This window comes from Vibrio sp. K4 (assembly GCF_051122595.1).
Taxonomy (GTDB): Bacteria; Pseudomonadota; Gammaproteobacteria; order Enterobacterales; family Vibrionaceae; genus Vibrio; species Vibrio owensii.
This window is the reverse complement of record NZ_CP178577.1, coordinates 1,010,986-1,036,744: the sequence shown is the minus strand read 5'-3', so window position 1 is coordinate 1,036,744 and position 25,759 is coordinate 1,010,986. Positions and strand designations below refer to the sequence as shown.

General features: G+C 45.9%; 21 protein-coding genes, 4 tRNA genes and 1 other annotated feature. Of the genes, 10 read left to right on the top strand and 15 right to left on the bottom strand.

Going from position 1 to position 25,759, the window contains the following annotated elements:
• Positions 1 to 10: 10 nt before the first annotated feature.
• Positions 11 to 1,243: a CinA family nicotinamide mononucleotide deamidase-related protein gene (locus ACLIIY_RS04790; protein WP_434528205.1), complete on the bottom strand. Its 1,233-nt coding sequence runs from the start codon at positions 1,241 to 1,243 to the stop codon at positions 11 to 13.
• Between the two features lie 199 nt (positions 1,244 to 1,442).
• On the opposite strand from ACLIIY_RS04790, the gene ACLIIY_RS04785 reads away from it, so the two are divergent.
• The gene (locus tag ACLIIY_RS04785) at positions 1,443 to 2,345 is read left to right on the top strand and encodes a DUF3943 domain-containing protein (RefSeq protein ID WP_434528535.1); all 903 of its coding nucleotides are present in this window, start codon (positions 1,443 to 1,445) and stop codon (positions 2,343 to 2,345) included.
• Between the two features lie 241 nt (positions 2,346 to 2,586).
• Entirely contained in the window at positions 2,587 to 3,099 is a 513-nt protein-coding gene (locus ACLIIY_RS04780; protein ID WP_354393599.1) for a glycine cleavage system protein R, read from the top strand.
• Between the two features lie 81 nt (positions 3,100 to 3,180).
• On the opposite strand, the gene nspC is transcribed toward ACLIIY_RS04780, so the two are convergent.
• From nspC to uvrY, 10 genes are all read right to left on the bottom strand, one after another.
• The gene (gene nspC / locus ACLIIY_RS04775; protein WP_434528204.1) at positions 3,181 to 4,314 is read right to left on the bottom strand and encodes a carboxynorspermidine decarboxylase; all 1,134 of its coding nucleotides are present in this window, start codon (positions 4,312 to 4,314) and stop codon (positions 3,181 to 3,183) included.
• Between the two features lie 338 nt (positions 4,315 to 4,652).
• A complete protein-coding gene (locus tag ACLIIY_RS04770) occupies positions 4,653 to 5,906 on the bottom strand; it encodes a carboxynorspermidine synthase (RefSeq protein WP_418111259.1) in 1,254 nt (417 codons plus the stop codon).
• An 18-nt stretch (positions 5,907 to 5,924) separates the two neighbouring features.
• Complete coding sequence (locus ACLIIY_RS04765; RefSeq protein ID WP_434528203.1) at positions 5,925 to 8,816, bottom strand: pyridoxal phosphate-dependent class III aminotransferase; 2,892 nt, start codon at positions 8,814 to 8,816, stop codon at positions 5,925 to 5,927.
• Positions 8,817 to 9,732: 916 nt separating this feature from the next.
• A tRNA-Gly gene (locus ACLIIY_RS04760) sits at positions 9,733 to 9,808 on the bottom strand.
• Positions 9,809 to 9,818: 10 nt separating this feature from the next.
• A tRNA-Leu gene (locus ACLIIY_RS04755) sits at positions 9,819 to 9,905 on the bottom strand.
• 80 nt (positions 9,906 to 9,985) lie between these two features.
• Positions 9,986 to 10,061, bottom strand: a tRNA-Gly gene (locus ACLIIY_RS04750).
• Between the two features lie 21 nt (positions 10,062 to 10,082).
• A tRNA-Cys gene (locus ACLIIY_RS04745) sits at positions 10,083 to 10,156 on the bottom strand.
• 399 nt (positions 10,157 to 10,555) lie between these two features.
• Positions 10,556 to 11,113 (bottom strand): CDP-diacylglycerol--glycerol-3-phosphate 3-phosphatidyltransferase, encoded by a 558-nt coding sequence (gene pgsA, locus ACLIIY_RS04740; RefSeq protein ID WP_009706909.1) that lies wholly within the window; start codon positions 11,111 to 11,113, stop codon positions 10,556 to 10,558.
• A gap of 46 nt (positions 11,114 to 11,159) precedes the next feature.
• Positions 11,160 to 12,992: an excinuclease ABC subunit UvrC gene (gene uvrC, locus ACLIIY_RS04735; protein WP_071226582.1), complete on the bottom strand. Its 1,833-nt coding sequence runs from the start codon at positions 12,990 to 12,992 to the stop codon at positions 11,160 to 11,162.
• A gap of 1 nt (position 12,993) precedes the next feature.
• A complete protein-coding gene (gene uvrY, locus ACLIIY_RS04730) occupies positions 12,994 to 13,638 on the bottom strand; it encodes a UvrY/SirA/GacA family response regulator transcription factor (RefSeq protein ID WP_005434947.1) in 645 nt (214 codons plus the stop codon).
• Between the two features lie 433 nt (positions 13,639 to 14,071).
• Here uvrY and ACLIIY_RS04725 point away from each other — a divergent pair, with 433 nt between their 5' ends.
• Positions 14,072 to 16,435, top strand: coding sequence for a DNA polymerase II (locus tag ACLIIY_RS04725; RefSeq protein ID WP_434528202.1), 2,364 nt, complete (start codon positions 14,072 to 14,074; stop codon positions 16,433 to 16,435).
• A gap of 39 nt (positions 16,436 to 16,474) precedes the next feature.
• Here the strand turns inward: ACLIIY_RS04725 and ACLIIY_RS04720 are convergent, their stop codons facing one another.
• Positions 16,475 to 17,242 carry a hypothetical protein gene (locus ACLIIY_RS04720; protein WP_054824144.1) on the bottom strand — a complete coding sequence of 256 codons (768 nt, stop codon included), beginning with the start codon at positions 17,240 to 17,242 and terminating at the stop codon, positions 16,475 to 16,477.
• A 187-nt stretch (positions 17,243 to 17,429) separates the two neighbouring features.
• Between ACLIIY_RS04720 and efpL the strand changes: the two genes are divergently transcribed.
• Positions 17,430 to 17,996 (top strand): elongation factor P-like protein EfpL, encoded by a 567-nt coding sequence (gene efpL, locus ACLIIY_RS04715; protein WP_005431209.1) that lies wholly within the window; start codon positions 17,430 to 17,432, stop codon positions 17,994 to 17,996.
• A 2-nt stretch (positions 17,997 to 17,998) separates the two neighbouring features.
• Positions 17,999 to 18,319 carry an HI1450 family dsDNA-mimic protein gene (locus tag ACLIIY_RS04710; protein WP_005431208.1) on the top strand — a complete coding sequence of 107 codons (321 nt, stop codon included), beginning with the start codon at positions 17,999 to 18,001 and terminating at the stop codon, positions 18,317 to 18,319.
• A 166-nt stretch (positions 18,320 to 18,485) separates the two neighbouring features.
• Here the strand turns inward: ACLIIY_RS04710 and rluB are convergent, their stop codons facing one another.
• Positions 18,486 to 19,424 (bottom strand): 23S rRNA pseudouridine(2605) synthase RluB, encoded by a 939-nt coding sequence (gene rluB, locus ACLIIY_RS04705; RefSeq protein WP_005434955.1) that lies wholly within the window; start codon positions 19,422 to 19,424, stop codon positions 18,486 to 18,488.
• 346 nt (positions 19,425 to 19,770) lie between these two features.
• On the opposite strand from rluB, the gene ACLIIY_RS04700 reads away from it, so the two are divergent.
• Positions 19,771 to 20,481: a calcium-binding protein gene (locus ACLIIY_RS04700; RefSeq protein WP_009706913.1), complete on the top strand. Its 711-nt coding sequence runs from the start codon at positions 19,771 to 19,773 to the stop codon at positions 20,479 to 20,481.
• A gap of 96 nt (positions 20,482 to 20,577) precedes the next feature.
• Here ACLIIY_RS04700 and ACLIIY_RS04695 read toward each other — a convergent pair whose 3' ends face one another.
• A complete protein-coding gene (locus ACLIIY_RS04695) occupies positions 20,578 to 21,198 on the bottom strand; it encodes an L-threonylcarbamoyladenylate synthase (RefSeq protein ID WP_005434958.1) in 621 nt (206 codons plus the stop codon).
• Between the two features lie 38 nt (positions 21,199 to 21,236).
• Complete coding sequence (rnm, locus tag ACLIIY_RS04690; RefSeq protein ID WP_005434959.1) at positions 21,237 to 22,115, bottom strand: RNase RNM; 879 nt, start codon at positions 22,113 to 22,115, stop codon at positions 21,237 to 21,239.
• Positions 22,116 to 22,210: 95 nt separating this feature from the next.
• Between rnm and ACLIIY_RS04685 the strand changes: the two genes are divergently transcribed.
• The 4 genes from ACLIIY_RS04685 (at position 22,211) to trpD (ending at position 25,750) form a co-directional block, all read left to right on the top strand.
• A complete protein-coding gene (locus ACLIIY_RS04685; protein WP_432595139.1) occupies positions 22,211 to 22,336 on the top strand; it encodes a Trp operon leader peptide in 126 nt (41 codons plus the stop codon).
• Positions 22,283 to 22,386: a sequence feature (Trp leader region), on the top strand. (Overlaps the previous gene by 54 nt.)
• A gap of 126 nt (positions 22,387 to 22,512) precedes the next feature.
• Positions 22,513 to 24,078 (top strand): anthranilate synthase component 1, encoded by a 1,566-nt coding sequence (locus tag ACLIIY_RS04680; protein ID WP_409579326.1) that lies wholly within the window; start codon positions 22,513 to 22,515, stop codon positions 24,076 to 24,078.
• Between the two features lie 16 nt (positions 24,079 to 24,094).
• Positions 24,095 to 24,703, top strand: a complete 609-nt coding sequence (locus tag ACLIIY_RS04675; protein WP_045480888.1) for an aminodeoxychorismate/anthranilate synthase component II — start codon at positions 24,095 to 24,097, stop codon at positions 24,701 to 24,703.
• 36 nt (positions 24,704 to 24,739) lie between these two features.
• Positions 24,740 to 25,750 (top strand): anthranilate phosphoribosyltransferase, encoded by a 1,011-nt coding sequence (gene trpD, locus ACLIIY_RS04670; RefSeq protein WP_009700797.1) that lies wholly within the window; start codon positions 24,740 to 24,742, stop codon positions 25,748 to 25,750.
• Positions 25,751 to 25,759: the final 9 nt, after the last annotated feature.

Below are 25,759 nucleotides of genomic sequence, written 5' to 3'. Positions count from 1 at the left end.
AGCGACAGAATTAAAGTGCACTGCTCGGAATGTGCATCTCTTTCACTTTCTCTAAGAAAGCGTATTGAGCCGACATTGGCTTTCGCTCCAAATAACGGCGCAACATATCTAGCGCTGCCGCACTGATGACTTTGACTTGATCATCGCGTTGATATTTTCTCGATAGCTTGTACAACGCCCCCCACTCACCCGTAGAAGTGGAAAGTGCGACAGAGAAAACGCCCTCATCAAGCTTACCTGTGGCTAACGCTAAATCAGTACCACACTTCTCACGCGTCGCACCCGCCAGCGCAAAAGCCGCCGCCAACGGATCACCTTCGTCAGTAATGGTTTGGCTCTGACCGGCTAATACCCAGCCATGACCAAATTGCTTTTCAACGTTCTCATCACCGTTAAGCCAATAAGTTAAGTGCCCTGCACTGCTCTTCTCTGAAACGGACAAGGTTAATCCTTTATCCACCAGCAGTTGACCTACATGGTCGACCATTGGCATATCAACACTCACCGTATTGCTTTCAAGGTGCTTGTGGATGATCTGCATGAGCTTCATGCGCTGCTCTACTTGATTGGATGGACCAAACAGCTTCACTTCAATAAAAGGTAAATACGAGCGATAGCCAAGCTCATAACCTTGTGGCAGTTTCATTTGGTCAAGCTTATCTGAAATACCAGACTCTGACAGACCAAAGGTATAAATTCGACTGCAAGACGAACTTTCGACTTCAGGGAACAGTTTTTTCAAATCTGGCAAAATTTGCGTTTCTGCCATCAGCTTAAATTCGCTTGGTACGCCAGGGGTAAAATAAAAGACGGCATCATTGATCAGCATCTTAAAACCGCAAGCGGTACCAATTGGGTTATCTACGATTTCTGCCGTCTCTGGCAACATCGCTTGTTTTAGGTTGCTGTCTGGCATTGGAATACCACGGCGCGCATACATTGCCTCTAGATGCTCTAACCAATCTTTGAACAACACAAGCTTACACTCAGCGGCTTTTGCTGCCGCCGCCGCACTCATGTCATCGGTGGTTGGTCCTAAGCCACCATTAACGATGACCACATCGTTATTGAAGCTGAGCATTAGGAATTCTTCAATTAGGCTCGACTGCTTGTCACCAACGGTTGAGCGTTTCATTAAGCCAAATCCATGCTGATAAAATAAGCTCGACAGCCAAGCAGCATTTGTATCAACAATATCACCGTGAAGGACTTCTTCACCGGTACTAAGCATAGCAATTTTCACAACTGACTCCTGAAAATAGGCAAAATCCACATTTTTTCGACATTGTGCCTATATCGTTTTCATTTTATTAGACTAATCTCTTAGTTAATTTGTTGAGATTAAATGTAGGTCAAGTATTTAAATGGCTGTTCTTTTAGGGGATAATTGTGAGCCCGATCATCAAACCAACAACTCGGAGACCTCTGTGTCAAAATCATCCATGTTCAAGAAAACTCTAAGTGGTCTTGTTCTGACTGCGTCAGCTGCGGCGAACGCGAGCCAGTACGATATGAGTAACCATATCGAGTTCTCTTACACGCCTGATTGCCTGTCAGGTTACTGCGAAACGACTACTCTGTATAGCTTCGAACCACAAAATCGTAGCTTTGCTTTGGGGTTGGATAGCGATGATTCCTTAAATCTCGACGCAGGTCTTCAACCAAAGCACATGATCGTGCCAAAAGACAAAGATTGGGATTACCTAATGGGTCAAACTTATACCATTCTCGGTTTGAGTGTGGCGACTGTTGGTTTGATGACGTTACTACCAGAAAGCATTACCAAATGGGACGAAGAAGACCGTGACATGAGTAAGCTCGGTAGTAAATGGAAAGATAACGTTTCAGATGGTCCAGTTTGGGATCGTGATGAACACTTCCTAAACTACATCATGCACCCTTACTTTGGTGGTGTTTACTACACAGCGGCGCGTCACGCGGGTTACAACGAGTTTGAATCGTTCCTATACTCAGCGACCATGTCGACTTTCTTCTGGGAATACGGTGTCGAAGCGTTTGCTGAAGTCCCATCATGGCAAGACTTGTTTATTACTCCATTTTTTGGTGCCGTGGTAGGTGAAATGATGCTAACAGCCGAGCAAGACATTATTGCCGGCGGCGGTGAAGTGATGGGTTCAGAGACAATGGGTGATGTATCTCTGTTCTTCCTAAACCCTGTAGGTCATATCCACTATTGGGTATCCGATGCTTGGGGTGGTAGCGCAGAATTCCAGTTCAGCTCGTCTCCATGGTTCGGCAACCAAGATGCCGCGAAATTCGCGATGGACGCTGGCGCAAGCTACGATAACGTCTTCTACGGTTTCGAAATGAAGGTAACCTTCTAAAACCAAACATTTAAGAAGCAGCTCACGGGCTGCTTTTTTTGTGCCCCAAGCATAGTTTTCATTATTTGCATCACGAATTAGCGTCAAAAATTGACCTTCGTCAAACATAACCCTCCCCCAGCACCTACACTGAAATTAAGGAAAAATTCCAATAACTTAAGTTCTTAAACCTTAAGCTCAAATCACTACAGCGATACGTCTAACCGTGCCGCACCCAAACCTTATTCCGGGAGGGGACATTATGAACACAGTGTTTATCGTTAATTTTGTTGGTCAGGCATCACCCGCAACCATTAAACAGCTAGCAGCGGTTACACATGAAAACGACGGCAAATGGTTAATCAGTAAAGTGAACTTTATTGAGGATCAGGTCGCCGGTGTTATCAAGGTTGAACTTCCTGAAAAGAACGTAGATATCGTTAAAGAAGCGTTCTCTGCATGCCAAACATTGGTAGTGAAATTTGTTGATTCAGAACCGTATGCTCACGCTCAAGAGACGGTTTTTCAATTGCGTCTGGATGCCAACGACCGAGCAGGTATCGTCAATGAAATCACTCATGTCCTTGACGGACAAGGCATCTCTATTCTTGATATGGACTGCCAACGTGTGTTTATTGCTGGCGGCGGCGGTGTTAGCTCAAGTCTATTCAGTGCAAAAATGGCGATTAAATTGCCAAGTGAGTTAGGCATTGATGACGTAGCGAATGAGCTAGAAGCATTAAGTGAAGATACGCGCGTTATTGTGGAAGGTTAACGCACTGTTCCTATTCTTTCATCCAATAAAAAGAGCAGCGTTATGCTGCTCTTTTTCGTTTTGTCTTGGACAATTTGGTGGTTACTTGACTATCCATTGAGACAACGAACGTTTGAAATCTGAGTAATCAAACTCGTTCAATTTTTGAATCTCGCCGCTTGAACGCTCGCAGTACACAGATGGCATACGTAGACCGTTAAACCAGTTCAACTTCACCATGGTGTAACCCGCGCTATCCAGAATATGCAGACGCTGACCAATCTCTAGTGGTTGCTCAAAGTTCGCCACACAGAACTGGTCACCAGCCAGACAAGAACACGAACCAATCACGTATTCATGCTCGCCGCTTTCAGACGCTTCCAGAATCGACGCTGGCTCGTTGTAAATCAAGGTATCTAGTCTGTGCGCTTCCGTTGCCGAATCCACAATCGCTGTCTTCTTCACGTTCTCAACGATATCTACCACAGTCACGACAAGATCCGTGGTCTTGGTAATAATGGCTTCGCCCGGCTCTAAGTACATTTGCACGCCATGTTTTTCTGAGAAAGCTTTTAGCGCAAGACCTAGCTTCTCGATGTCGTAGCCCGGCCATGTGAAGAATACACCACCGCCCATGCTTACCCAGTCTAGCTTGTTTAGGTACTCGCCAAACTGATCTGAGATTGAATCAAGCAAGCCGATAAATGCGTCTACGTCTTTGTTCTCACAGTTCATGTGGAACATCACGCCATCAATACCATCGAAAATTTCTGGCTTGATGTGGTCAGCTTGCACGCCCAAACGAGAGTATTGGCGTGCTGGGTTCGCTAAATCTTGACCCGCGTAGCTTACACCTGGGTTTAGACGCAAACCAATTGATGCTTTACCTTCAACAATATGACGGTATGCCGCCAGCTGTGACTGAGAGTTGAAGATCATCTTGTCGCAGATATCTGCTACTTCACGAACATCATCTTCGCTATAACCCACGCTGTATGCATGCGTCTCACCGCCGAAAGTTTCGTAGCCAAGCTTTACTTCAAACGGGCCAGAGCTGGTCGTCCCGTCTAGGTAAGGCTTGATGATGTCGAACACACCCCATGTTGAGAAGCACTTCAGTGCCAACACCAGTTTCACGCCAGAGATATCTTTCAGCTGTTTTGCTTTCTCTAAGTTCTCAACCAACTTGTCTTCATTGATCATGAAGTACGGGGTTTTCAGTTGTTCTTTGCTCATAACTAACCATTTATCAACGATTAACCCCCTCTAACTCCCCCTTAGAAAGGGGGAGGATTAAACCAAGCCACCTCTACTCTTGCCAAAAAAGTGGAGAGATTGAAGCCACGATCAGTCTGTTTCTGCTACTCCCCTTAAAAAGGAAAGTGGAAACTGTACTCGGTTTGCCTCAACTTCCCCCCCTTTTAAAAGTGGAAGATTTGAAACTAAGCTCGGCCTTTCTTTGCTCCTCCCCTTTTCAAGGGGAGGCTGGGAGGGGTTAACCTCAAATACGACAAAAGCAGCCACGGCTTCACGCCATGACTGCTCGAATAATCTAAATAAGTTTGACGTTAAACTTATTTGTTCAGTTCGTGAATCAGCGGCAAACCTTGACCTGCTTCTAATTCCTGAACATGCCAATCAAGGCCGATAGTTGGCATTGTTTCTAGGAACGGGTCTGGGTTTAGCTGTTCCATGTTGAACACACCTTTATCTGCCCATTCGCCACGGAAGAATTGCAGCGCTGCAGTGATAGCAGGCACACCCGTAGTGTAAGAGATCGCTTGGTGTTCTACATCTTCGTAAGCCACTTCGTGGTCTGCATTGTTGTAGATAAACACGCTACGCTCTTTACCATCTTTCTTACCTTGAACCCAAGTACCGATACACGTTAGGCCAGTGTAGCCTGGTGCTAGAGACGTTGGATCTGGCAACATCGCTTTTAGTACATGAAGAGGTTGGACGACTGTACCATCGTGTAGCGTTAATGGTTCTGGGCTCAATAGGCCGATATCACGCATTACGTTGAAGTAGTTTAGGTAACGGTCACCGAAACCCATCCAGAATTCAATGCGTTTCGCAGGGATGAACTCTTTCATTGAACGAACTTCATCGTGTGCCATTGAGTACACTTTGTGTGAACCACAGTTCGGGAAATCGAACTCTAGCATACGAGAGTGACAAGGTACTTGTTTCCACTCGCCGTTTTCCCAGTAGAACGAATCGCCTTGGATCTCAAGCATGTTCGTTTCTGGGTCAAAGTTCGTCGCAAACTTCTTACCGTGGTCGCCCGCGTTCACGTCCATTACGTCAATAGTGTCGATTTCATCAAACAGATGCTTCACTGCATACGCCGCGAATACTGATACTACGCCTGGATCGAAACCCGCACCTAGGATACCTGTGATACCCGCTTCTTCGAACTTCTCACGGTAGCCCCACTGCCAATCGTAAGCTTCTGGTACTTGTTGGCCTTCAGAACATAGGTCAACCGCTACTGATGTATCTAAGTATGAAACTTTTGCTCGGTAACACGCTTCCATGATTGGCATGTTAACCCACGGAGGACCCGCGTTAATTACTAGATCCGGTTTTACTTCTTCAATAAGAGCAACCAGAGAATCTACGTCGTCAGCATTCACTGCACGCGCTTCTAGTTTCTTAGCTGAATCTTTCAGGTTGTTTTTCTTCTGAATCGATTCGATGATCTTCTCACACTTACCGATAGTACGTGATGCGATTGTGATATCACCCAGAACGTCGTTGTTTTGTGCTGCTTTATGTGCAACAACCCAGCCAACGCCGCCTGCACCAATCTGTAGAACTGCCATAGTTTTCCGTTACCTTTATTAAACTAGCTCAACTGCTAGCGTGTTGATTTTCAAGAGCAAAGATTCAAAGTCCGCTGTCGTTAGACAAGGATTCAAAATCGTAAATTTAAGAGCGGTTTTACCATCAACGATGGTTTCACCAAGTACCGCGATACCACGAGTTAACGCTTCAAGACGCAATGCTTTGTTCAGTTCATCTAAATCTGCAGATGCGTTGTTTGTGCGTACATTGGTTGCACGGAATAGAACCGTTGAAAGTGCTGGTTCAGCAAGAAGTTCAAACTGCTCGTGGTTGCGAACCATGTCGGCAACCTGCTGCGTTTGTACCAATAAGTGATCGTACATATCGCCAAGTGCCTTAGGACCAACGTTTTGCATCGTCATAAAGACTTTCAATGCATCAAAACGCTTCGTCGTTGCGATAGATTTGTCGACCAAGTTTGGTAGCTCATCATGTTCACGGTTTAGGTAGTCAGCATGATGAAGCAGGAACTTAAAGTTCGACTTGTCGTTCACAAGCAACGCGCCACAGCTGATTGTTTGGTAGAACAGTTTGTGGAAGTCGACACTGATCGAATGTGCACGCTCTACACCTTTCAGGCGTGATTTGTGGCTGCTAAGAATCAATGCGCCACCGTAAGCACCATCCACGTGCATCCACATCTCATGTTTCGCTGCCATATCAGCAATGAAATCAAGATCGTCAATTGCGCCGTGATCGGTCGTACCCGCGGTGCCAACAATAGCGAATGGAATCAAACCTTCTGCTTTTGCCTGAGTTAGAACGTGATCTAACTGAGTAATGTCCATTGTGCCGTCAGCGTTCGCATCGACGGTCATCACTGCTTTCTCACCTAGCCCCATCCAAGACGCAGACTTTTGAACCGTGAAGTGTGATTTCTTAGAACACACAATGCGCAGTTTATCGGCGTAATCAGGAAGACCCAGCTTCTGAATTGAGTGGTTACTTAGCTTGTCAGCAATCCAGTCACGCGCCAGCATTAGGCCCATTTGGTTGCTTTGTGTGCCACCGCTAGTGAAAATGCCATCTGCCTTATCACCAAGCTCGTACTTGTCACAAAGCCAGTTGATGACCTTCTGCTCAACGTAAGTCGCAGACGATGCTTGATCCCATGAATCCATTGATTGGTTCAACGCTGCAATCATCGCTTCTGCCGCTACCGCAGGCATGAGAGGAGGCGTATGTAGGTGAGCAATGCAATCTTGGTGCTGAGTGAAAATCGCATTCTTCGCAACAAGCTCTGCTGCTTCATCAATCACTGACTTTAGCGAGGCGTTTTTGTTGTCCAGATCGACCGCGTTAATCGCCGCTTCCAGCAGTTTAGGATCCATTCCCGAGTATGGTGCATTCACCTGCTCAAACACCGACTTCATTGCTGCAGTCATGTGATTCATCACAGACGCGAACTCAGTACCACCAAGTTCACCGGTGTGAATGAAGTGCTTTTTCCACTCTTCTTGTGGGTCTGCTTCAACGTGGCTACCGCCTGCAGCGATAATTGCGTCTTCCAGAACTCGAAGTGCAAAGTCAATTTGCTCGAAAGAAATGATAAGCGGAGGAAGGAAACGAATGACGGAACCGTCGCGGCCGCCCTTCTCTACCATCAATCCACGCTCAAGCGCCGCACGTTGGATAGCAAGAGTAAGCTGGCCATCTGACAAAGGCTCACCAAACTTGTTTAGCTCACCACTTGGATGTTTAATCTCAACGCCAAGCATCAAACCTTTGCCGCGTACATCTGCAATGCAGTTTACGCGTTTTTGAATGCTCTCAAGACCAAAACGAAGGTATTGGCCTGCAACATTGGCGTGCTCAACGAGGTTATCACGTTGGATGACTTCTAATGCTTTCGCGCCCGACACCATTGCAAGTTGGTTGCCACGGAAAGTACCCGTATGTTCACCAGGCTTCCATGTGTCGTGTTGCTTGTTGATCACCAATAGTGACATTGGCAAGCCACCACCGATCGCTTTAGACAAACACAAAATATCAGGAACAATGCCCGCTTCTTCGAATGCGAAGTTGTAGCCCGACTTGCCAACACCACATTGAATTTCATCAAAAATCAGTAGGATACCGTGATCGTCACAGATGCGGCGCAGCTCACGTAGCCAGAATGCAGGCGCAGGAATAACACCGCCCTCACCTTGTACTGGCTCTACAATGATTGCAGCAGGCTTCATGATGCCTGCTTCGTCGTCGTTCAGTAGACGCTCGATGTAGCGAATGCTTGCTTTCGCACCTTCATCTCCACCTAGACCAAACGGGCAACGTAAGCTGTAAGGGAATGGCATGAAGTGCACGTCTGACATCAAGCCAGTACGACGAGCTTTGGTGCCCAAGTTCCCCATCATACCCATGGTGCCGTTCGTCATACCGTGGTAGGCACCGCGGAAAGCGAACATAGTGTTACGACCTGTGGTTTGCTTGGCAAGTTTGATTGCTGCCTCAACCGCGTCTGCACCTGAAGGGCCACAGAACTGAATCACACAGTTGTCGCTCAGCTCTTGCGGTAAAAAGCCTTTAACAGACTTGATGAAATGCGTTTTCGCAGACGTTGCGATATCCAGAGTCTGGTACGGCAAACCAGAATCCAATTGTTCTTTTAGCGCTTGGTTAATCTCTGGGTGGTTATAACCCAAAGCCAATGTACCCGCACCAGCAAGACAATCTAGGAAGATTTGACCACGCGTATCTTCAACCAAACAGCCATAAGCTTGCTTAATCGCGATTGGTAGACGACGTGGGTAAGAACGAACCTCAGATTCATGCTCTGCTTGTTCGATAAGAACTTGATCAGGCGTTAAATCGTAGATTCCTTCAACAACAGGAACCTGGGAGGAAAAGTAATTTGCGATAGTGCTATCGACTTCAAAGGCAGTGCTCATACTACATAATCCCTTGAATTATAATGATTCTCTTTCCTGTATTTATTCTCGTTAGTATTAAATAACAGGAGATATAGATACACCTCCGCATTCGTCATCGATTAAATGACAAATACAGATAACCCGTCACGACGAGCGTGACTTTTTATTTTGATTGGGGAGTAATCAAGGTTCCGTAATGCACCCGTTTTGTAAAACAGGACATTTCGGCAGTATGAAGCTGATTAGTGTGTGTTTGTTTAAAGGTTTCAATGTTGGGTTTCCCATTAACATGCTGTTTCTTACAGCACTAGTATCCCGTCTATCGACAAATGGCTTTGCCGATACCTACCCTACGTAGTGTCACAATCAGCTTGAATGTTCACTACGCGTATCCCCCAGAGAATCAAAGTCGTAATAATACGCTCCGAGATTGCGCGCGAATTTATCACAAACTAAAATCTTCTGGCAATATGTTTTCACAGGTTGCATATTGATTGAGATCACAATCACAGCAAACGTTTACTCAGTTCATTTTCCGTAATATTGATATCTATCGCAGAAATTAGCGTCAGAAGTGGATCATCTGAAATGCTCAAAGGAAGAGTCAGGAAGCAACTCAGTAAACTTAGGAAGCCCTAAAGCTAATACCAATCACGGTAAATAAGTGATCAGAAATAGCGTAGGGAAAATGCTTGAGAACAAGGCGCAATTTTTCGATAAGTAGTTATTCTACAATCAAAAATTGCAACGCAGTTATCGAGTATTTTAACAAGCTAGAATGACCAGTTATTTACTACGATTGGTATAATATTGAAGATGTGACAAACCGATTCTGATCAGTGGTGTGAAGCTCTGGGGATGAGAAAACTGAGCTCATTGAAATTGAATCGTTAAAAACGAAAAATCCCAGCATAAATGCTGGGCTTTCCGAATCTGGAGCGACACACGAGGTTCGAACTCGTGACCTCAACCTTGGCAAGGTTGCGCTCTACCAACTGAGCTAGTGTCGCAGATTTGAAATGGTGCCCCGGGCCGGACTTGAACCGGCACAACGCGAACGTCGAGGGATTTTAAATCCCTTGTGTCTACCAATTCCACCACCAGGGCACACAAATTTCTTTGTGATGCCTTTACAGAAAAGTAAAACACCATCATCTGATACCGCTTAACGCCATATCATTTTTATTTGGAGCGACACACGAGGTTCGAACTCGTGACCTCAACCTTGGCAAGGTTGCGCTCTACCAACTGAGCTAGTGTCGCATTCATTCTTAAAGAGAATGATGGAGGCGCCTCCCGGAGTCGAACCGAGGTCCACGGATTTGCAATCCGCTGCATAGCCACTCTGCCAAGGCGCCTCATTTGTGAAGTAAGCATTTCTTCTTTCACCACCCTTTCAAGCTGTGCTCTCTTGGGTACGGAATGCATTCTACGGATTCGGACGATCGAGTCAACACTATTTTTATTTTTTTAAATCGTTTGGCCAGAATTTGTGCGAAAGACGGTAAATTGATTAGTTTTAATACTGAGATTAGCCCAAATACTCTTGTTTATCATGAATATCGAGCTACACCTTTCACCTATTCTGTGGCGTTCCTTTCTGTATTAACTATCGATAATTAAAGGAACAAACCGCACTAAGCGTTTAGTCGGATTAAAAACAAGACTCATGTCACATTTTTTCATCACAAATCCGAGGCATAAAAAAAGCAGGCTATATCGCCTGCTTCTTAAAATGCTATTTATGTGTTATTTGATTAATGGTGCTCTTCGTTGAGCAAATCATCTTTCGCCGCCGCTAAGTATTGAACCATTGACCAATACGTTAGGAAAGTCGCGATATAAAGGGCGCCAAAGCCTAGCCATACCATCCAATCATCGTAACGCCAAATCAACACCCACAATGCGAACATTTGAGACACGGTTTTTACTTTACCGACCCAAGAAACCGCAACACTGGCTCGTTTGCCGATTTCTGCCATCCATTCACGCAATGCAGAGATGATGATTTCTCGCGCTATCATAGTTACCGCAGGAATGGTTACCCAAATCGTGTGGTAGTGCTCCGTAATCATAATCAGAGCAGTGGCGACTAAGACCTTATCAGCGACTGGGTCGATGAAGGCACCAAAACGAGAGGTTTGACCTAACTTACGAGCTAGCATGCCGTCTAACCAATCGGTAAACCCTGCAACCCAGAAAACCATTGCTGCTGCAAAAGGAGCCCAAGAGTAAGGTAGATAGAAAACAACCACAAAAACTGGGATTAGGAACAGTCTTAGTAGAGATAGAATGTTCGGGATATTCAAACGCATTTTATTATTCTCTTACACATTGCGGCTTAATGTTGCGGGATTTTCCTTATTGTTTCAATGCTTGGAAAATAATTTCTGCCAAAGAGTGACTAATTCCCGGTACTTTGGCGATTTCTTCGACACTTGCACGCTTTAATTCCTGTAAACCACCCATGTATTTGAGCAAAGCTTGACGACGTTTTGGTCCAACGCCTTCAATTCCCTCTAAAGCACTGGTACGACGCGTTTTTCCACGTTTCGCTCTATGCCCTGCGATGGCATGGTTATGGCTCTCATCTCGAATATGTTGGATCAGGTGCAACGCTGGTGCATCACTTGGCAAGTTGAATTCTTCACCATCTACGGTAATTAAGGTTTCAAGACCTGGTTTACGTGTCACCCCTTTCGCGATACCAATCATAGTCGGACGCTTTGGCCAATCTCCCCAGTACTGCGAAATGATTTCATGAGCACGATTCAGCTGCCCTTTACCACCATCGATAAAGATAATGTCAGGTATCTTCTCTACATCAAGTTGCTTCGAATAACGGCGCTCTAATGCCTGTCCCATCGCTGCGTAATCATCACCACCCGTAATGCCTGTGATGTTGTAGCGACGATACTCTTGCTTGACTGGACCTTCACTGTTGAACACCACACAGGAGGCAATAGTGCTCTCGCCCATCGTATGCGAGATATCGAAACACTCCATGCGAGCGATGGTTTCCATACCCAAGACTTCTCTCAGTGCTTTGAAACGCTGATTGATGGTCATCTTGTGATTAATCTTAGTGGTAATCGCCGTCAACGCATTGGTATTGGACAACTTAAGGTAACGACCGCGTGAACCTGTTGGAGAACTATGGAATTGAACCTTGCGCCCCGCTACTTCACTCAGAGCTTGCTGAATCGGCTCGATATCGCCACCTAGCTCTTGATTCAAGATAATACGAGAAGGAATAGTACGCGCCTCGTTATGGCTCAAGTAGTACTGGGTAAGGAAGCTATCAAACACTTCTTGTTGACTAGTGTTCTGTGGAATCTTAGGGAAATGACTACGACTGCCTAGCACCTTACCCTGACGAATCATCAAGATATGGATACAAGCAATGCCGTTTTCTTGGGCAAAACCAAGCACGTCCATATCATCCATACTGTCTTCTGAAACGTACTGTTGTTCTTGTACGCGTCGAATCGCTTGGATCTGGTCGCGGAATTTAGCCGCATCTTCAAAACGAAGTTGTTGGCTTGCCACTTCCATCTTCTCAATGAGCTGCTCAAGTACTTGCTTATCTTTACCCTGTAAAAACAAACGAACAAAGCCCACCAGCTCTGCGTATTCTTCATCCGAAATAATCGTGCTCACACATGGGCCTGCACAGCGACCAATTTGATACATCAAACATGGACGAGTTCGGTTGGAATACACTGTGTCTTCACACTGGCGAACAGGGAGGGTTTTCTGCAAAAGGTGCAAGGTTTCTCGTACCGCGCCAGAATCCGGATACGGTCCGAAGTATTCACCTTTGCGCTTTTTCGCACCACGATGCATAGACAATCGCGGATGTTTATGACCGCTAATAAAAATGTAAGGGTACGATTTATCGTCACGCAGAAGTACGTTGTATTTCGGTAAGTATTGCTTGATGTAGTTGTGCTCAAGGATGAGCGCTTCCGTCTCGGTATGAGTGACCGTGACATCAATCTTAGCAATATTGCTTACGAGGGCGCGCGTTTTCTCGCTATCTACTTTTTTACGAAAGTAGCTTGAGAGGCGCTTTTTGAGATCTTTGGCTTTGCCTACATAAATGACAACAGCCTCGGCGTTGTACATTCTGTAAACGCCGGGCTGATGAGTTACTGTCTTGAGAAAGGAAGCCGAATCGAAGGGTTGATTCACACTAAAGGGTCTCGGTGTCCAGCATTCCGTGGCGGATCGCTAAGTGTGTTAACTCAACGTCACCATTAATGTCCAGCTTGCTAAACAGTCGGTAGCGATAACTGTTGACTGTTTTTGGACTTAAATTCAATTGTTCAGAAATATCCGTTACTTTCTGGCCTTTGGTGATCATCATCATGATCTGCAGTTCGCGTTCAGAAAGGTCTTTAAATGGGTTTTCTGAGGCAGGTGAGAATTGACTCAATGCCATTTGCTGCGCAATCTCTGGCGAGATGTAACGCTGCCCACTGTTAACCACACGAATTGCGTTAACCATTTCATCAGGACCCGCGCCTTTAGTTAAATAACCAGAAGCACCCGCCTGCATCACTTTAGTTGGGAACGGATTTTCCGTATGAACGGTTAGTACGATGATTTTTACATCTGGATTCACGCGAAGAATCTTTTTCGTGGCTTCCAAGCCGCCTATTCCTGGCATGTTCATATCCATTAAAACGACGTCAGCATGATTACTACGACACCATTTTACTGCTTCTTCACCGCTGTCAGCTTCTCCTGCTACGTTCATTCCACGGACGTCTTCAATAATACGTCGTATCCCTGTGCGAACCAGCTCGTGATCATCTACAAGGAAAACATTTATCAAACTTGTATCTCCACACTTTTATTGGCTCTGCACCCACATAACATTTGTCAAATGTGGATATCAGTATGAGTGCCTATATACTAACGCATATGGCAAAAAATTGCTTTCTATGAATATGTGCTTAAACGCAAAGTTTGGCAAGAACTTATTCATAAACCACTCTATTATTTGAGTGTGCTCTGTGCAAAGCCGAATTTTAAGACAAGCTAATTAACAACATAAGCTCCAATAAATCAAGCAGCTAGATTTCACTTTGCTCAGCAAAACGCAATATCACCCATAAATGGTTATTCCATAAGCGACCTATCTCAGCTTTTGTACACCCAAGGCACTACGATTTAACCAGCAAAATAGAGCATTACTTTTCACTGGTTATTTTTACAGTTCTTAATGATAGAATACGTTTTTCATTGATTTACAAGGTTTCTCTCTATTGAACATCCAACAAGGCTTCCTTCTCACTCGCCAAGCCCGAGACATCAAAGGTCAAACTCAAATCGAGTTGTGGCTTTCGACCGAGAATGGTCCGACCCAATTGTTGATTCAAGGAGAAAGACCTGTCTTCTTTATTGAACAAGCGCGAATCGAACAAACCAAACAATTTGCCGCGGCTAAACAAATTGCTGTCGACATGCGCCCGCTAGAGTTAAAGAACTTCCAACTCACACCTTTAGCCGCCTGTTATACCCAGACCACAAAAGACGCGTTCGCCCTACAAGATGAACTTAAGCAAAACGACATCATTCATTTCGAAGGCGATGTACGGCTTGCCGATCGTTATCTGATGGAACGCTTTATCAAGGGCAGCATGGAGTTTACCGGGAATCTACAATCTCGAAACGGGTTCCAACGCGTCCAAAACGCTAAGTGTCGAACAGGCGAGTATCAACCTAAGTTACACGTGGTCTCCCTCGACTTAGAATGCTCTGAAAAAGGTATCCTCTATTCCATTGGTTTAGACAGCCCTGTCGATTCACGTGTGATCATGATTGGTGAGCCAGAACAAGCAGACACGCCAATTCAATGGGTAAAAGACGAGAAGGCTTTGCTCGATGCTTTAATCGCGTGGTTTAAGCAATTTGACCCAGATGTGATTGTTGGGTGGAACGTTATCGACTTCGATTTTCGCCTGCTGCATAAACGCGCAGAGTGGCACAACATGAAGTTGATGTTAGGCCGAGCAGACCAACCGAGTTTTTTCCGTAGCTCCGCGCAAAGCCAACAAGGTTTTATCTCTATACCCGGTCGTGTAGTGCTAGATGGTATCGATACGCTGAAAACCGCGACGTACCACTTCCGCTCATGGTCACTTGAGTCCGTTTCACAAGAACTGCTCGGAGAAGGTAAAGAGATCCATAACGTGCATGACCGAATGGATGAAATCAATCGCATGTACCGTTCAGACAAACCATCTTTGGCTAAATACAACCTGCAAGATTGTGTGTTGGTGAACAAGATTTTTGACCACACTCACCTACTCGACTTTGCGATTGAACGCTCTCGCCTCACAGGTGTAGAACTGGATCGCGTCGGAGGCTCAGTGGCCGCGTTTACCAATTTGTATTTGCCGCAAATCCACCGAGCCGGTTATGTTGCGCCAAATCTGCATCCAGAAAACTGGATAGCTAGCCCGGGCGGCTATGTGATGGACTCTATCCCTAACCTTTATGACTCCGTATTGGTGCTCGATTTTAAGAGTCTGTACCCCTCTATTATTCGCTCATTTCTGATTGACCCTATGGGCTTAGTCGAAGGTTTGCAGCTTGAAATCGGCAAAGCAGAAGATGAAGCCGTACCGGGATTTCGTGGTGGTCAGTTCCATCGTTCAAAGCACTTCTTGCCAGAGATGATCGAAAAGCTCTGGGCAGCGCGCGATGTCGCAAAGAAGAACAACGAAAAAGCGTTCTCGCAAGCAATCAAAATCATCATGAACTCTTTCTATGGTGTGCTTGGTTCTTCCGGCTGTCGTTTCTTTGATACCCGCCTTGCTTCTAGTATCACTATGCGTGGGCACGAAATCATGAAGCAAACCAAAGTTCTGATTGAGGACAAAGGTTATCAAGTGATCTACGGCGACACCGACTCAACCTTTGTATCGTTAAATGGCGCGTATAGCCAAGCGGACGCCGATAAAATTGGTAATGAACTGGTCGACTACATCAACCAATGGTGGAATGACCACCTGCGCAGTGAGTACAACCTCAACTCGATTCTTGAACTTGAGTACGAAACTCATTATCGCAAGTTCTTGATGCCGACCATTCGAGGTGCCGAAACGGGCTCGAAAAAACGCTATGCAGGCCTGATTGGTGAAGGCGAACAAGAACGCATCATCTTTAAAGGGTTAGAGAGCGCACGTACCGACTGGACACCGCTGGCGCAGCGATTCCAAAACACTTTGTACCAAATGATCTTCCATGGTGAAGACCCTAGTGATTACGTACGAGAGATGGTTGAGAAAACCAATGCCGGAGAGTTTGATGATCAGTTGGTGTATCAAAAGCGCTTACGACGCAAATTGCATGAGTATCAGAAAAATATTCCGCCACAAGTACGTGCTGCGCGTTTAGCCGACGACATCAATGCCAAACTCGGCCGCCCTCTGCAATATCAAAACCGAGGCCGAATCGAATACTTAATTACAGTGAATGGGCCTGAGCCACACGAGTATCTCAATAGCCCTATCGACTACCAGCATTACATTGATAAACAGCTAAAGCCGGTTGCGGATGCGATTTTGCCGTTCATTGGCACAGACTTCGAGCAGTTATCTGCGCCGCAGATGGGGCTGTTCTAAATCAGATTCTAGATTGAATGGAGTTAACGCTAGCTGACGTTACCCAATACGAAATTCGGTCTTTTGGTACTGAGCCACCAACCATTCACCAAAACCGTCAATTAAACCAATCACAGAACGTTTCGGGATAGCACGACCAGAGAGCAAAATGCCAAGGCGTTCTATCTCTAACTGCTTTTCTGGGTGGTATCGTAGAAATTGCTCCCCACATTCAAGCGGATCATCAAACCAACGTTTGTCTCGATACATGACAAGCGAGTACGACGCACGAAGCAGCTTCTTAGCGATAGTCACTTGGGCACTGACCAGCTCTTCAATGCTTTGTGCTTGTACTATCTTAGTGCGATACACCGATAGCCAGTCTTCGACATCCATGTTCCAGTGCTTAGCAATCTCCCAGCTTGGGACGTAATCGCCAAAACAATCCGCCAGATCATCTCCGTAGACGCACACGCAGCAGTGTTTGAGCATAAAGCCCCAAGTAAAGATGCTGTCTAGGTTCGCGACTTCACTCACCAAGGCGGTACGAATCGATACTCCTTTAACGTGAGGGTACCCCTGTTGAGCTCGCCATTTGATGGTGTTCAGCAAAGTAGCGCGACTGTTTTCAAAGTTCGACTTAGTGACAACGACCATATCGAGATTCGATTTTCCTGCAACCGCCGACTTGCGTGCCACACTGCCATAGACGTAGACACTATGAAGATTGGCCCCTAGCCCGCCTTTGAGGCACGCCAGAACTTCTCTTAGCAGAGGTTCAAATTCAGGTTGGAATGGATGCTTTGGGTCGATGACAGGGAGAGACATTGAAGAAAACGCGATCTCAAGCTTTTAACGGACGATGGGCTATATGATCCACTAGCCTAGCGTTTGAATCAAGCCCATTAAAGCCCTTATTGACCTGCAAATTACTGTGCGGAATTTTGATGCCAGACAAGCAACTTAGCGCTATAATCACCAAGTTTTGCTTAATAAGTGTAAATAGGAAAATACAATGCCAAAGGCAAGTGAAATCAAAAAAGGCTTCGCAATCGAGTCTAATGGTAAAACTCTTCTAGTTAAAGACATCGAAGTAACCACTCCAGGTGGTCGTGGCGGCGCTAAAATCTACAAAATGCGCTGTACAGATCTAAACACTGGTGCGCGTGTAGACGAGCGTTACAAGTCTGATGACGTTGTTGAAACAGTAGAAATGAACAAACGTGCAGTTGTTTACTCATACGCTGATGGCGATGAGCACATCTTCATGGATAACGAAGACTACTCACAATACACATTCAAGCACAACGAAGTTGAAGATGAGCTTCTGTTCATCAACGAAGACACTCAAGGTATTCACCTTATCCTAATCAACGGCTCTGCTGTTGGTATCGAGCTTCCTTCTTCTGTTGAGCTAGTGATTGAAGAAACTGATCCTTCAATTAAAGGTGCATCTGCATCTGCACGTACTAAGCCTGCACGCTTTGCTTCAGGTCTTGTTATTCAAGTTCCTGAGTACATCGCGACTGGTGACCGTGTAATCATCAACACGACTGAACGTAAATACATGAGCCGAGCATAAGTATGTCTGATTTGATTTCTTACGACGACGTTATCGACGCTGCGTACGACATCTTCCTTGAGATGGCTCCAGATAACCTAGAGCCAGCTGATGTCATTCTGTTTACTGCGCAATTTGAAGATCGTGGTGCCGCAGAACTTGTTGAAACTGGTGATGACTGGGTTGAACACGTTGGCTTCGATATCGACAAAGAAGTGTATGCAGAAGTTCGAATCGGCTTAGTAAACGAGGAAAATGACGTACTTGATGACGTTTTTGCTCGTATGCTAATCAGTCGAGACCCAGAACATAAGTTCTGTCATATGCTTTGGAAACGTGATTAACGATTTCCTCATCATGATCAAAAACACCAGCCTCGCGCTGGTGTTTTTTTATATCTGTAAGTCAAAGCTACTTGTGATTGGCAAACAAGAAAGATCGCTAACGAGAAACGCTAGATAAGAAAAAGGCTTGCCAATGTAGCAAGCCTTTCTAATTTTCTGCTATCGATTAACGATGCTTGTTACGTGCGCCTTGGTCACCGGCAGCCTTCTTCGGTTTACGACGAGAAGGGTTGTTGCTGCGACCTTTTGGTGTGTTAACACGCTCTTCGTGACGCTTAACTGCGCGACGAATTTTTTGGCTACGAGCACGTTCACGCTTACGTGATGTGTTGTCTTTGTTTAGATCAAGCATGGTTTCTTTCTCTGGACGAAGTTCTACAAGCTCACGCAGGTAGTTTACTTCTTTCAGGTCTAGTTCCATCCAACCGCCACGAGGCAGCTTCTTGTCTAGGAAGATATCACCGTAACGAACACGCTTTAGACGGCTAACCGTACATTCTTGAGATTCCCACAAACGACGAACCTCACGGTTACGACCTTCGTTAATCACTACGTAGAACGTGTGGTTCATACCTTCACCACCCGCATGTACTACGTCTTCAAAACGAGCCATACCATCTTCAAGTTCAACACCACTTACTAGGTTGCGAACTTTCTTTTCGTTCACTTCACCAAATACGCGTACTAGGTATTCACGCTCAACCTGGCGGCTTGGGTGCATTAGGCGGTTTGCCAACTCACCATCCGTTGTGAAAAGCAGCAGGCCAGATGTGTTCGCATCAAGACGACCAACTGAAATCCAACGAGAGCCACGAATTTTTGGCAGACGATCGAAAACAGTGCGACGACCTTCAGGGTCGTGACGAGTACATAGTTCACCTTCTGGCTTGTAGTAAGCCAATACACGACAGATCACTTCTTCTTGTGCCTTCGCAGACACAATGTGACCGTCGATACGAACTACGCTGTTCTCATCTTCTAGTCTTTCACCAAGTTTAGCTACGATTCCGTTCACGCTAACGCGACCAGATTTAATTAACGATTCAATCTCACGACGAGAACCGTGTCCAGCACGTGCTAATACTTTTTGTAACTTTTCGCTCATTTATCTACCTATGTGTCGTCTTCACAGACGTCGAGACCAGAATTGGTCTTCAATTGTGCAAGTTACCCAACCTATTGGGATTTTTTCGGTCGGACATTATACGAGATTCTCTGATTTAATGTAAGCAAAATCGTCGATATTGTCACTGCAGAATGTCCTTCGGAAACTCACACTAAACTCATCATCTTCTCCAACTTAGTACCAGACTCATTGGCATTAGAACCGCACTATTATGGGTCTGTGTCCACCTCTTAAAAAATCCCCTACCTGATAAAATTGTCAGGGCTATAAGAAAGATAACCCTACAGCTTGCTAGCTCCCTTAATCAGATGAAAAGGAATAATAAATGTCTCATACAAATCTTGACCTAAATTGGATATTTGGCACCTCAGAAGATGACAATATGACCGGCACAAAAGGCTCAGACACGACTGATATTTTTGTCGGCTTTGGCGGCGACGATAAGTTTGTTGGCTTTGGTGGAAACGACTATGTTTTCGGTGGTCGTGGTGACGATACCCTACTAGGTGGCAGAGGGAATGACCTACTCTCAGGCGGTTCAGGTGATGATTACTTGTCTGGCGGCTTAGGTAATGACCTGTTATTTGGTGGTTGTGGTGACGATACAATTTTCGACTACTCAGGCAACAACTTTATCAATGCGGGATGGGGTGACGACACCGTAGTTGTCGGTGATGGTCATTCTGTGATTGCTGGTGGTTGCGGCGATGACACGTTCGTAATGACCAACCGTCTTGCTGTTGGCGTTCCCGATCAGCCAGTTTCTTCAAACGACATCGAAGTAAAATCAGAAATTCTCGATTTCAACATTTGTCACGACAAGCTTGTCTTTGATATGGGTTTAGATACCAACAACGATGGTATTCGCGATACGTTCTTGGACTCGGCAGACGACTTAACTCTGTCTTACAACGATTTCGGTTGGGCAGTTTACTCAAGTGACGAGTTTAATGTAGAAGTGACACTGAAAGGTATTGATGCAGGCTACATCAACTACATTGAGCACCACGGTATCGACATCTTCGATTTCGCCTAAACTGGCACCATTCTATTGAATCAAAAATAAGCGGATTCAAAGTAAAAAGGGAGGCATTCACGCCTCCCTTTCTTGTTTTGTTAAGAGTAAAAGCAGTTACTCAAATGGTGCCGGGTCGCCAGAACCAACACGAGCAACAACCGCTTCACCTTCGCTGAAGTCGATAACCGTTGTTGGTTGCTCACCTAAGTAGCCACCGTTAAGAATCACGTCTACAGCATGCTCTAGTTTGTCACGAATATCTTCTGGGTCCGATTCCGTCACATCGCTACCCGGTAGGATAAGTGACGTAGACATCATTGGTTCACCAAGCGCTTCCAACAGGTCTAGTGCAATGCGGTTATCGGGTACACGAATACCGATGGTCTTACGTTTTGCATTCATCAAACGACGCGGTACTTCTTTTGTGCCCTTGAAGATGAAAGTGTAAGGACCCGGCGTGTTATTTTTCAGTAGTCGGAATGCCGCGTTGTCTACGCGTGCGTACAAAGAAAGCTCCGACAAATCACGACACAACAAAGTAAAGTTGTGCTTATCATCCAGACGGCGGATCTGACAAATACGTTCCAACGCCTGTTTGTTTTCTAACTGACAGCCTAGTGCGTAACCTGAGTCGGTTGGGTAAACCACCACACCGCCGCTACGAATGATTGCTACTGCTTGATTGATCAAGCGAGCCTGTGGGTTTTCTGGGTGAACGTAAAAAAACTGGCTCATTGTAATTCCTCATTATCGAACCTCTCGGCTCTATATTTTTATCGGTTCTCGATTTCGTCTTGTTGAGCGTTATCCAACGAAGGATCAATACCCCAATCTTTCCAAACTGGTTCTACGCCCGCGGGTAACCAGAGGTTTCTTCCCAATTCCATCCACGGAGATGGATAGTGAAAGTCGCTGCCTTGAGAAGCTAATAGTTTGTATTGTATAGCATAATCAGCCAAGTTGCGTCTTTCTTGTTGCGCTTGTTGAGGCTGTGCCACTTCCATTGCATCCCCACCCGCCTCAACAAACGCGGCTAATAGGCGTTTCACCCACTTCGCAGTCAGTTGATAACGACCCGGATGCGCAAGAACAGCAGAGCCTCCAGCAGCATGAATCGCATCAACCGCATCTTTCATGGAGCACCAATTAGGTGGCACGTAACCTGGGTTAGAGCGGGTTAGAAATTTCTTGAACACCATCTGCATGTTTTTGGCATAACCATTATCCACCAACCACTTGGCAAAGTGTGCACGAGTGATTGGCGCATCACCCGCGATTTGTTGAACTTCTTCTAGCACACCTTCGCGAGTCGCTTTTTGCAAACGTTCAGCAATCATCTCTGCTCTGGCAACACGATGCGCTTTTTGCTGTTGAATCAGTTCTGCCAGCGCAGGACTTTCTGGATCGATGTTCAATCCAACAATATGGATGTCTTTGTTCTGCCAAACAGTCGAAATTTCTATACCGTTGATGATTTTTATCGGCAGATTATTCTCTTCAACGTATTGCTTGGCCGGAGCTAAGCCGTCAACCGTATCATGATCCGTGATCGCCAAAACCTCGATATCAAAACTCAATGCCCTATCCACTAAATCGTGTGGTGCAAATCGACCATCTGACGCGGTGGTGTGACTGTGTAAATCAATTCTCATCTTTTTGTCGTTTTAATGCTGTTTTGGGGTTGACTTTTTATCTCTGCACTAGTTAACTAGTACATAAATACGAAGTACCTAATTTAAGGCTCACCATGTTACAAGAATTTAACCAAAACCAGGAAGCGAAAGTTGCAGTTCGTCTGAATAAGATGAAATCTTCTGACCTTGCTTGGTGGCGCACTTGGACAAGTTCTTGGTGGGCGAACGTGTACTTCTAGTTTAGAGAATTAAATGTCACAAAGCCCGCTACTTCAGCGGGCTTTTTGTTTTGTCGTCCATCTCACATTCAACTGCTCAAACATTCATCGGATATGACCAAAACTTGATTGGGTGAACGTTTGCTTTATGCGACTATGTACGGCAGGAAGATGTAAAACAGCTATAAGGAGGTCTTGTGAACAAGGCCATTGAAATTAAGAAACTTGGACAGCTTGAAGTGCTAACGGCTTCCGTCCCTTATACTCAAGACCCGACTCGTTTGTTCCACACTTTATGTGAAAACAAAACTGACAGCCTGTTGCTGGAATCTGCTGAGATCGATTCGAAGCAAGATTTGAAATCCCTGCTGATCGTAGATTCAGCGGTTCGCATTGTCTGCTTTGGCCACACTGTTAGCATGCACGCCTTGACCAACAACGGTAAAAACCTACTGTCTCATCTAAACCAGAACATCCGTGGTGACGTTGAGAGTAAGTTCGATGGCGAAACGCTAACTTTGGAATTTAGCCAGCCATGCGACACGTTAGATGAAGACTCTCGCCTACGTGAAGCCTCTTCTTTCGATGCGCTGCGTTTGGTTCAGCATAGTTTTGATATTTCGCAGCAAGACAAGCACGCGATTTTCCTTGGTGGTCTGTTTGCCTACGACTTAGTCGCAAACTTCGAGCCGCTTGGTAATGCAGAAGCAACAAATCAGTGTCCAGATTACGTTTTCTATGTTGCGGAAACACTACTTGTTGTCGACCATCAAACGGAATCTTGTCAGCTTCAAGCGACGTTGTTTGTTGATGGTTCAGAGAAAACGGCGTTAGAGGCTCGTATTGCAGAAATCAGCGCTCAGTGTGCAGCGCCAAAACTACTGCCAAGCGCAAAACAAATCGCTGACGTAACGGTAGAACCTAGCGTATCTGATGCAGACTTCTGCCAAACTGTTCGCGACTTAAAAGAGTTCGTAGTGAAAGGCGATGTATTCCAAGTTGTACCATCTCGCCGATTCACTCTACCTTGCCCTTCCCCACTTGCGGCTTACAAAGAACTGAAACAAAGTAACCCAAGCCCTTACATGTTCTACATGCAAGATGAGCTGTTCACTCTGTTTGGCGCATCACCAGAAAGCGCGCTTAAGTACGAAACCGACACTAACCAAATTGAAATCTACCCAATCGCAGGCACTCGTCGCCGCGGTAAGCGCCCTAACGGCGAGATTGATTTCGACCTAGATAGCCGCATCGAACTTGAACTGCGCACCGACATGAAAGAAAACGCAGAGCACATGATGTTGGTTGACTTAGCGCGTAACGACGTCGCTCGTATTGCTCAAGCTGGCACTCGCCACGTAGCAGACCTTCTAAAAGTCGACCGCTACAGCCACGTAATGCACTTGGTCTCTCGTGTGGTTGGTCAACTACGTGAAGACCTAGACGCGCTGCACGCATACCAAGCATGTATGAACATGGGCACGCTCACTGGTGCACCAAAGATTCGTGCAATGCAGTTGATTCGCGACGTAGAAGGCGCACGACGCGGCAGCTACGGCGGTGCTGTGGGTTACCTCACTGGCGAAGGTACATTAGATACTTGTATCGTGATCCGCTCAGCGTACGTTGAGAACGGTATTGCTCAAGTTCAAGCTGGTGCTGGCGTGGTGTTCGACTCTGATCCACAAGCGGAAGCAGACGAAACGCGCGGCAAAGCACAAGCGGTAATCTCTGCTATCCAAGCAGCGCATAAATCACAATAAGGAATAGGGTTCAGAGATGGCTAATATCATTTTTATCGACAACTTTGACTCGTTCACCTACAACCTTGTGGATCAATTCCGCTCGCTAGGTCACTCAGTCAAGATTTACCGAAACAACATCCCAGCAGAAACCATTGAACAAGCGGTAAACGAGCTTGAAAACCCAGTGGTTCTGCTATCGCCAGGCCCAGGCGCACCGTCAGAGGCAGGCTCAATGCCAGAGCTTATCCAACGCATGAAAGGCAAAGTGCCGATGATCGGGATTTGTCTTGGTCACCAAGCGATTGTTGAAGCATACGGCGGCACCGTTGCTGGCGCAGGCGAAATCATTCACGGTAAGGTCTCTATGATGGAGCACCAAAACCATGCGATTTACCAAAACCTACCATCACCACTTGCGATTGCACGTTACCACTCGCTGGTTGCGACCAAGGTTCCTGAGAGCCTAAACATCACAGCAGAAGTGGATGACTTGGTAATGTCTGTTGTACATGAAGAAGATAAAGTTTGCGGGTTCCAGTTCCACCCGGAATCTATTATGACGACCTACGGAGCAACACTGTTGGCCAATGCCATTGAATGGGCACTTGAAGAACAAACTTCAGCTAACCCACTCACTGCTTAAAAAGCACTGGCACATAAGAAATTTAGGAGAGGAAATATGGAAGCAATCATCAACCCTATTATTACCAAACTGTACGAGCAAGAATCGCTTACTCAGGAAGAGAGCCAACAGCTATTCGACATCATTATCCGTGGTGAGCTAGACCCAATTTTGATGGCATCAGCGCTGACTGCACTAAAAATCAAAGGCGAAACGCCAGACGAAATTGCGGGCGCGGCGAAAGCACTGCTGGCAAACGCAAACCCATTCCCTCGCCCAGATTACGATTTCGCAGATATCGTAGGTACTGGTGGTGACGGTCACAACACCATCAACATTTCAACCACTGCGGCGTTTGTTGCTGCAGCATGTGGTCTAAAAGTAGCGAAACACGGTAACCGCAGCGTTTCGAGTAAATCTGGTTCTTCTGACCTTCTTGACTCGTTTGGTATTAACCTAGCTATGAGCGCAGAAGATACGCGCAAAGCGGTAGACGACATCGGTGTTGCTTTCCTATTTGCACCTCAATACCACGGTGGTGTGCGCCATGCGATGCCAGTGCGTCAAACCATGAAAACACGCACCATCTTTAACATCCTTGGCCCACTGATTAACCCTGCTCGTCCAAACATCGAATTGATGGGCGTTTACAGTGAAGAACTGGTTCGTCCTATCGCAGAAACCATGCTACAAATGGGTATGAAGCGCGCAGCAGTAGTACACGGCAGTGGTTTGGATGAAGTGGCGATTCACGGTGAAACAACGGTTGCAGAAATCAAAGACGGCAAGATCACTGAGTACACGCTAACACCAGCAGACTTCGGTCTAGAAGCACACCCACTAGAAGCGATCAAAGGTGGCGATCCTGAAGAAAACAAAGCGATCATTACCAATATTCTGACGGGTAAAGGTACAGACGCACAATTGGGCGCAGTGGCAGTAAACGTTGCTCTGCTAATGCGTCTATTCGGCCACGAAGATTTAAAAGCCAACACGCAACAAGCGATTGAGGCAATGAATTCTGGTAAGGCGTACCAATTGGTACAACAACTTGCCGCACACGCTTAAGGAATTGAA

Bases quoted from the DNA above. Each gene is read 5' to 3' on its own strand.
- nspC (WP_434528204.1), bottom strand. From the start codon at position 4,314: ATGAGCAAAGAACAACTGAAAACCCCGTACTTCATGATCAATGAAGAC.
- ACLIIY_RS04685 (WP_432595139.1), top strand. From the start codon at position 22,211: ATGTTACAAGAATTTAACCAAAACCAGGAAGCGAAAGTTGCAGTTCGT.
- ACLIIY_RS04785 (WP_434528535.1), top strand. From the start codon at position 1,443: ATGTTCAAGAAAACTCTAAGTGGTCTTGTTCTGACTGCGTCAGCTGCG.
- ACLIIY_RS04720 (WP_054824144.1), bottom strand. From the start codon at position 17,242: ATGTCTCTCCCTGTCATCGACCCAAAGCATCCATTCCAACCTGAATTT.
- ACLIIY_RS04695 (WP_005434958.1), bottom strand. From the start codon at position 21,198: ATGAGCCAGTTTTTTTACGTTCACCCAGAAAACCCACAGGCTCGCTTG.
- ACLIIY_RS04770 (WP_418111259.1), bottom strand. From the start codon at position 5,906: ATGGCAGTTCTACAGATTGGTGCAGGCGGCGTTGGCTGGGTTGTTGCA.
- ACLIIY_RS04675 (WP_045480888.1), top strand. From the start codon at position 24,095: ATGGCTAATATCATTTTTATCGACAACTTTGACTCGTTCACCTACAAC.
- ACLIIY_RS04700 (WP_009706913.1), top strand. From the start codon at position 19,771: ATGTCTCATACAAATCTTGACCTAAATTGGATATTTGGCACCTCAGAA.
- trpD (WP_009700797.1), top strand. From the start codon at position 24,740: ATGGAAGCAATCATCAACCCTATTATTACCAAACTGTACGAGCAAGAA.
- pgsA (WP_009706909.1), bottom strand. From the start codon at position 11,113: ATGCGTTTGAATATCCCGAACATTCTATCTCTACTAAGACTGTTCCTA.
- ACLIIY_RS04710 (WP_005431208.1), top strand. From the start codon at position 17,999: ATGTCTGATTTGATTTCTTACGACGACGTTATCGACGCTGCGTACGAC.
- ACLIIY_RS04780 (WP_354393599.1), top strand. From the start codon at position 2,587: ATGAACACAGTGTTTATCGTTAATTTTGTTGGTCAGGCATCACCCGCA.
- efpL (WP_005431209.1), top strand. From the start codon at position 17,430: ATGCCAAAGGCAAGTGAAATCAAAAAAGGCTTCGCAATCGAGTCTAAT.
- ACLIIY_RS04765 (WP_434528203.1), bottom strand. From the start codon at position 8,816: ATGAGCACTGCCTTTGAAGTCGATAGCACTATCGCAAATTACTTTTCC.
- rluB (WP_005434955.1), bottom strand. From the start codon at position 19,424: ATGAGCGAAAAGTTACAAAAAGTATTAGCACGTGCTGGACACGGTTCT.
- rnm (WP_005434959.1), bottom strand. From the start codon at position 22,115: ATGAGAATTGATTTACACAGTCACACCACCGCGTCAGATGGTCGATTT.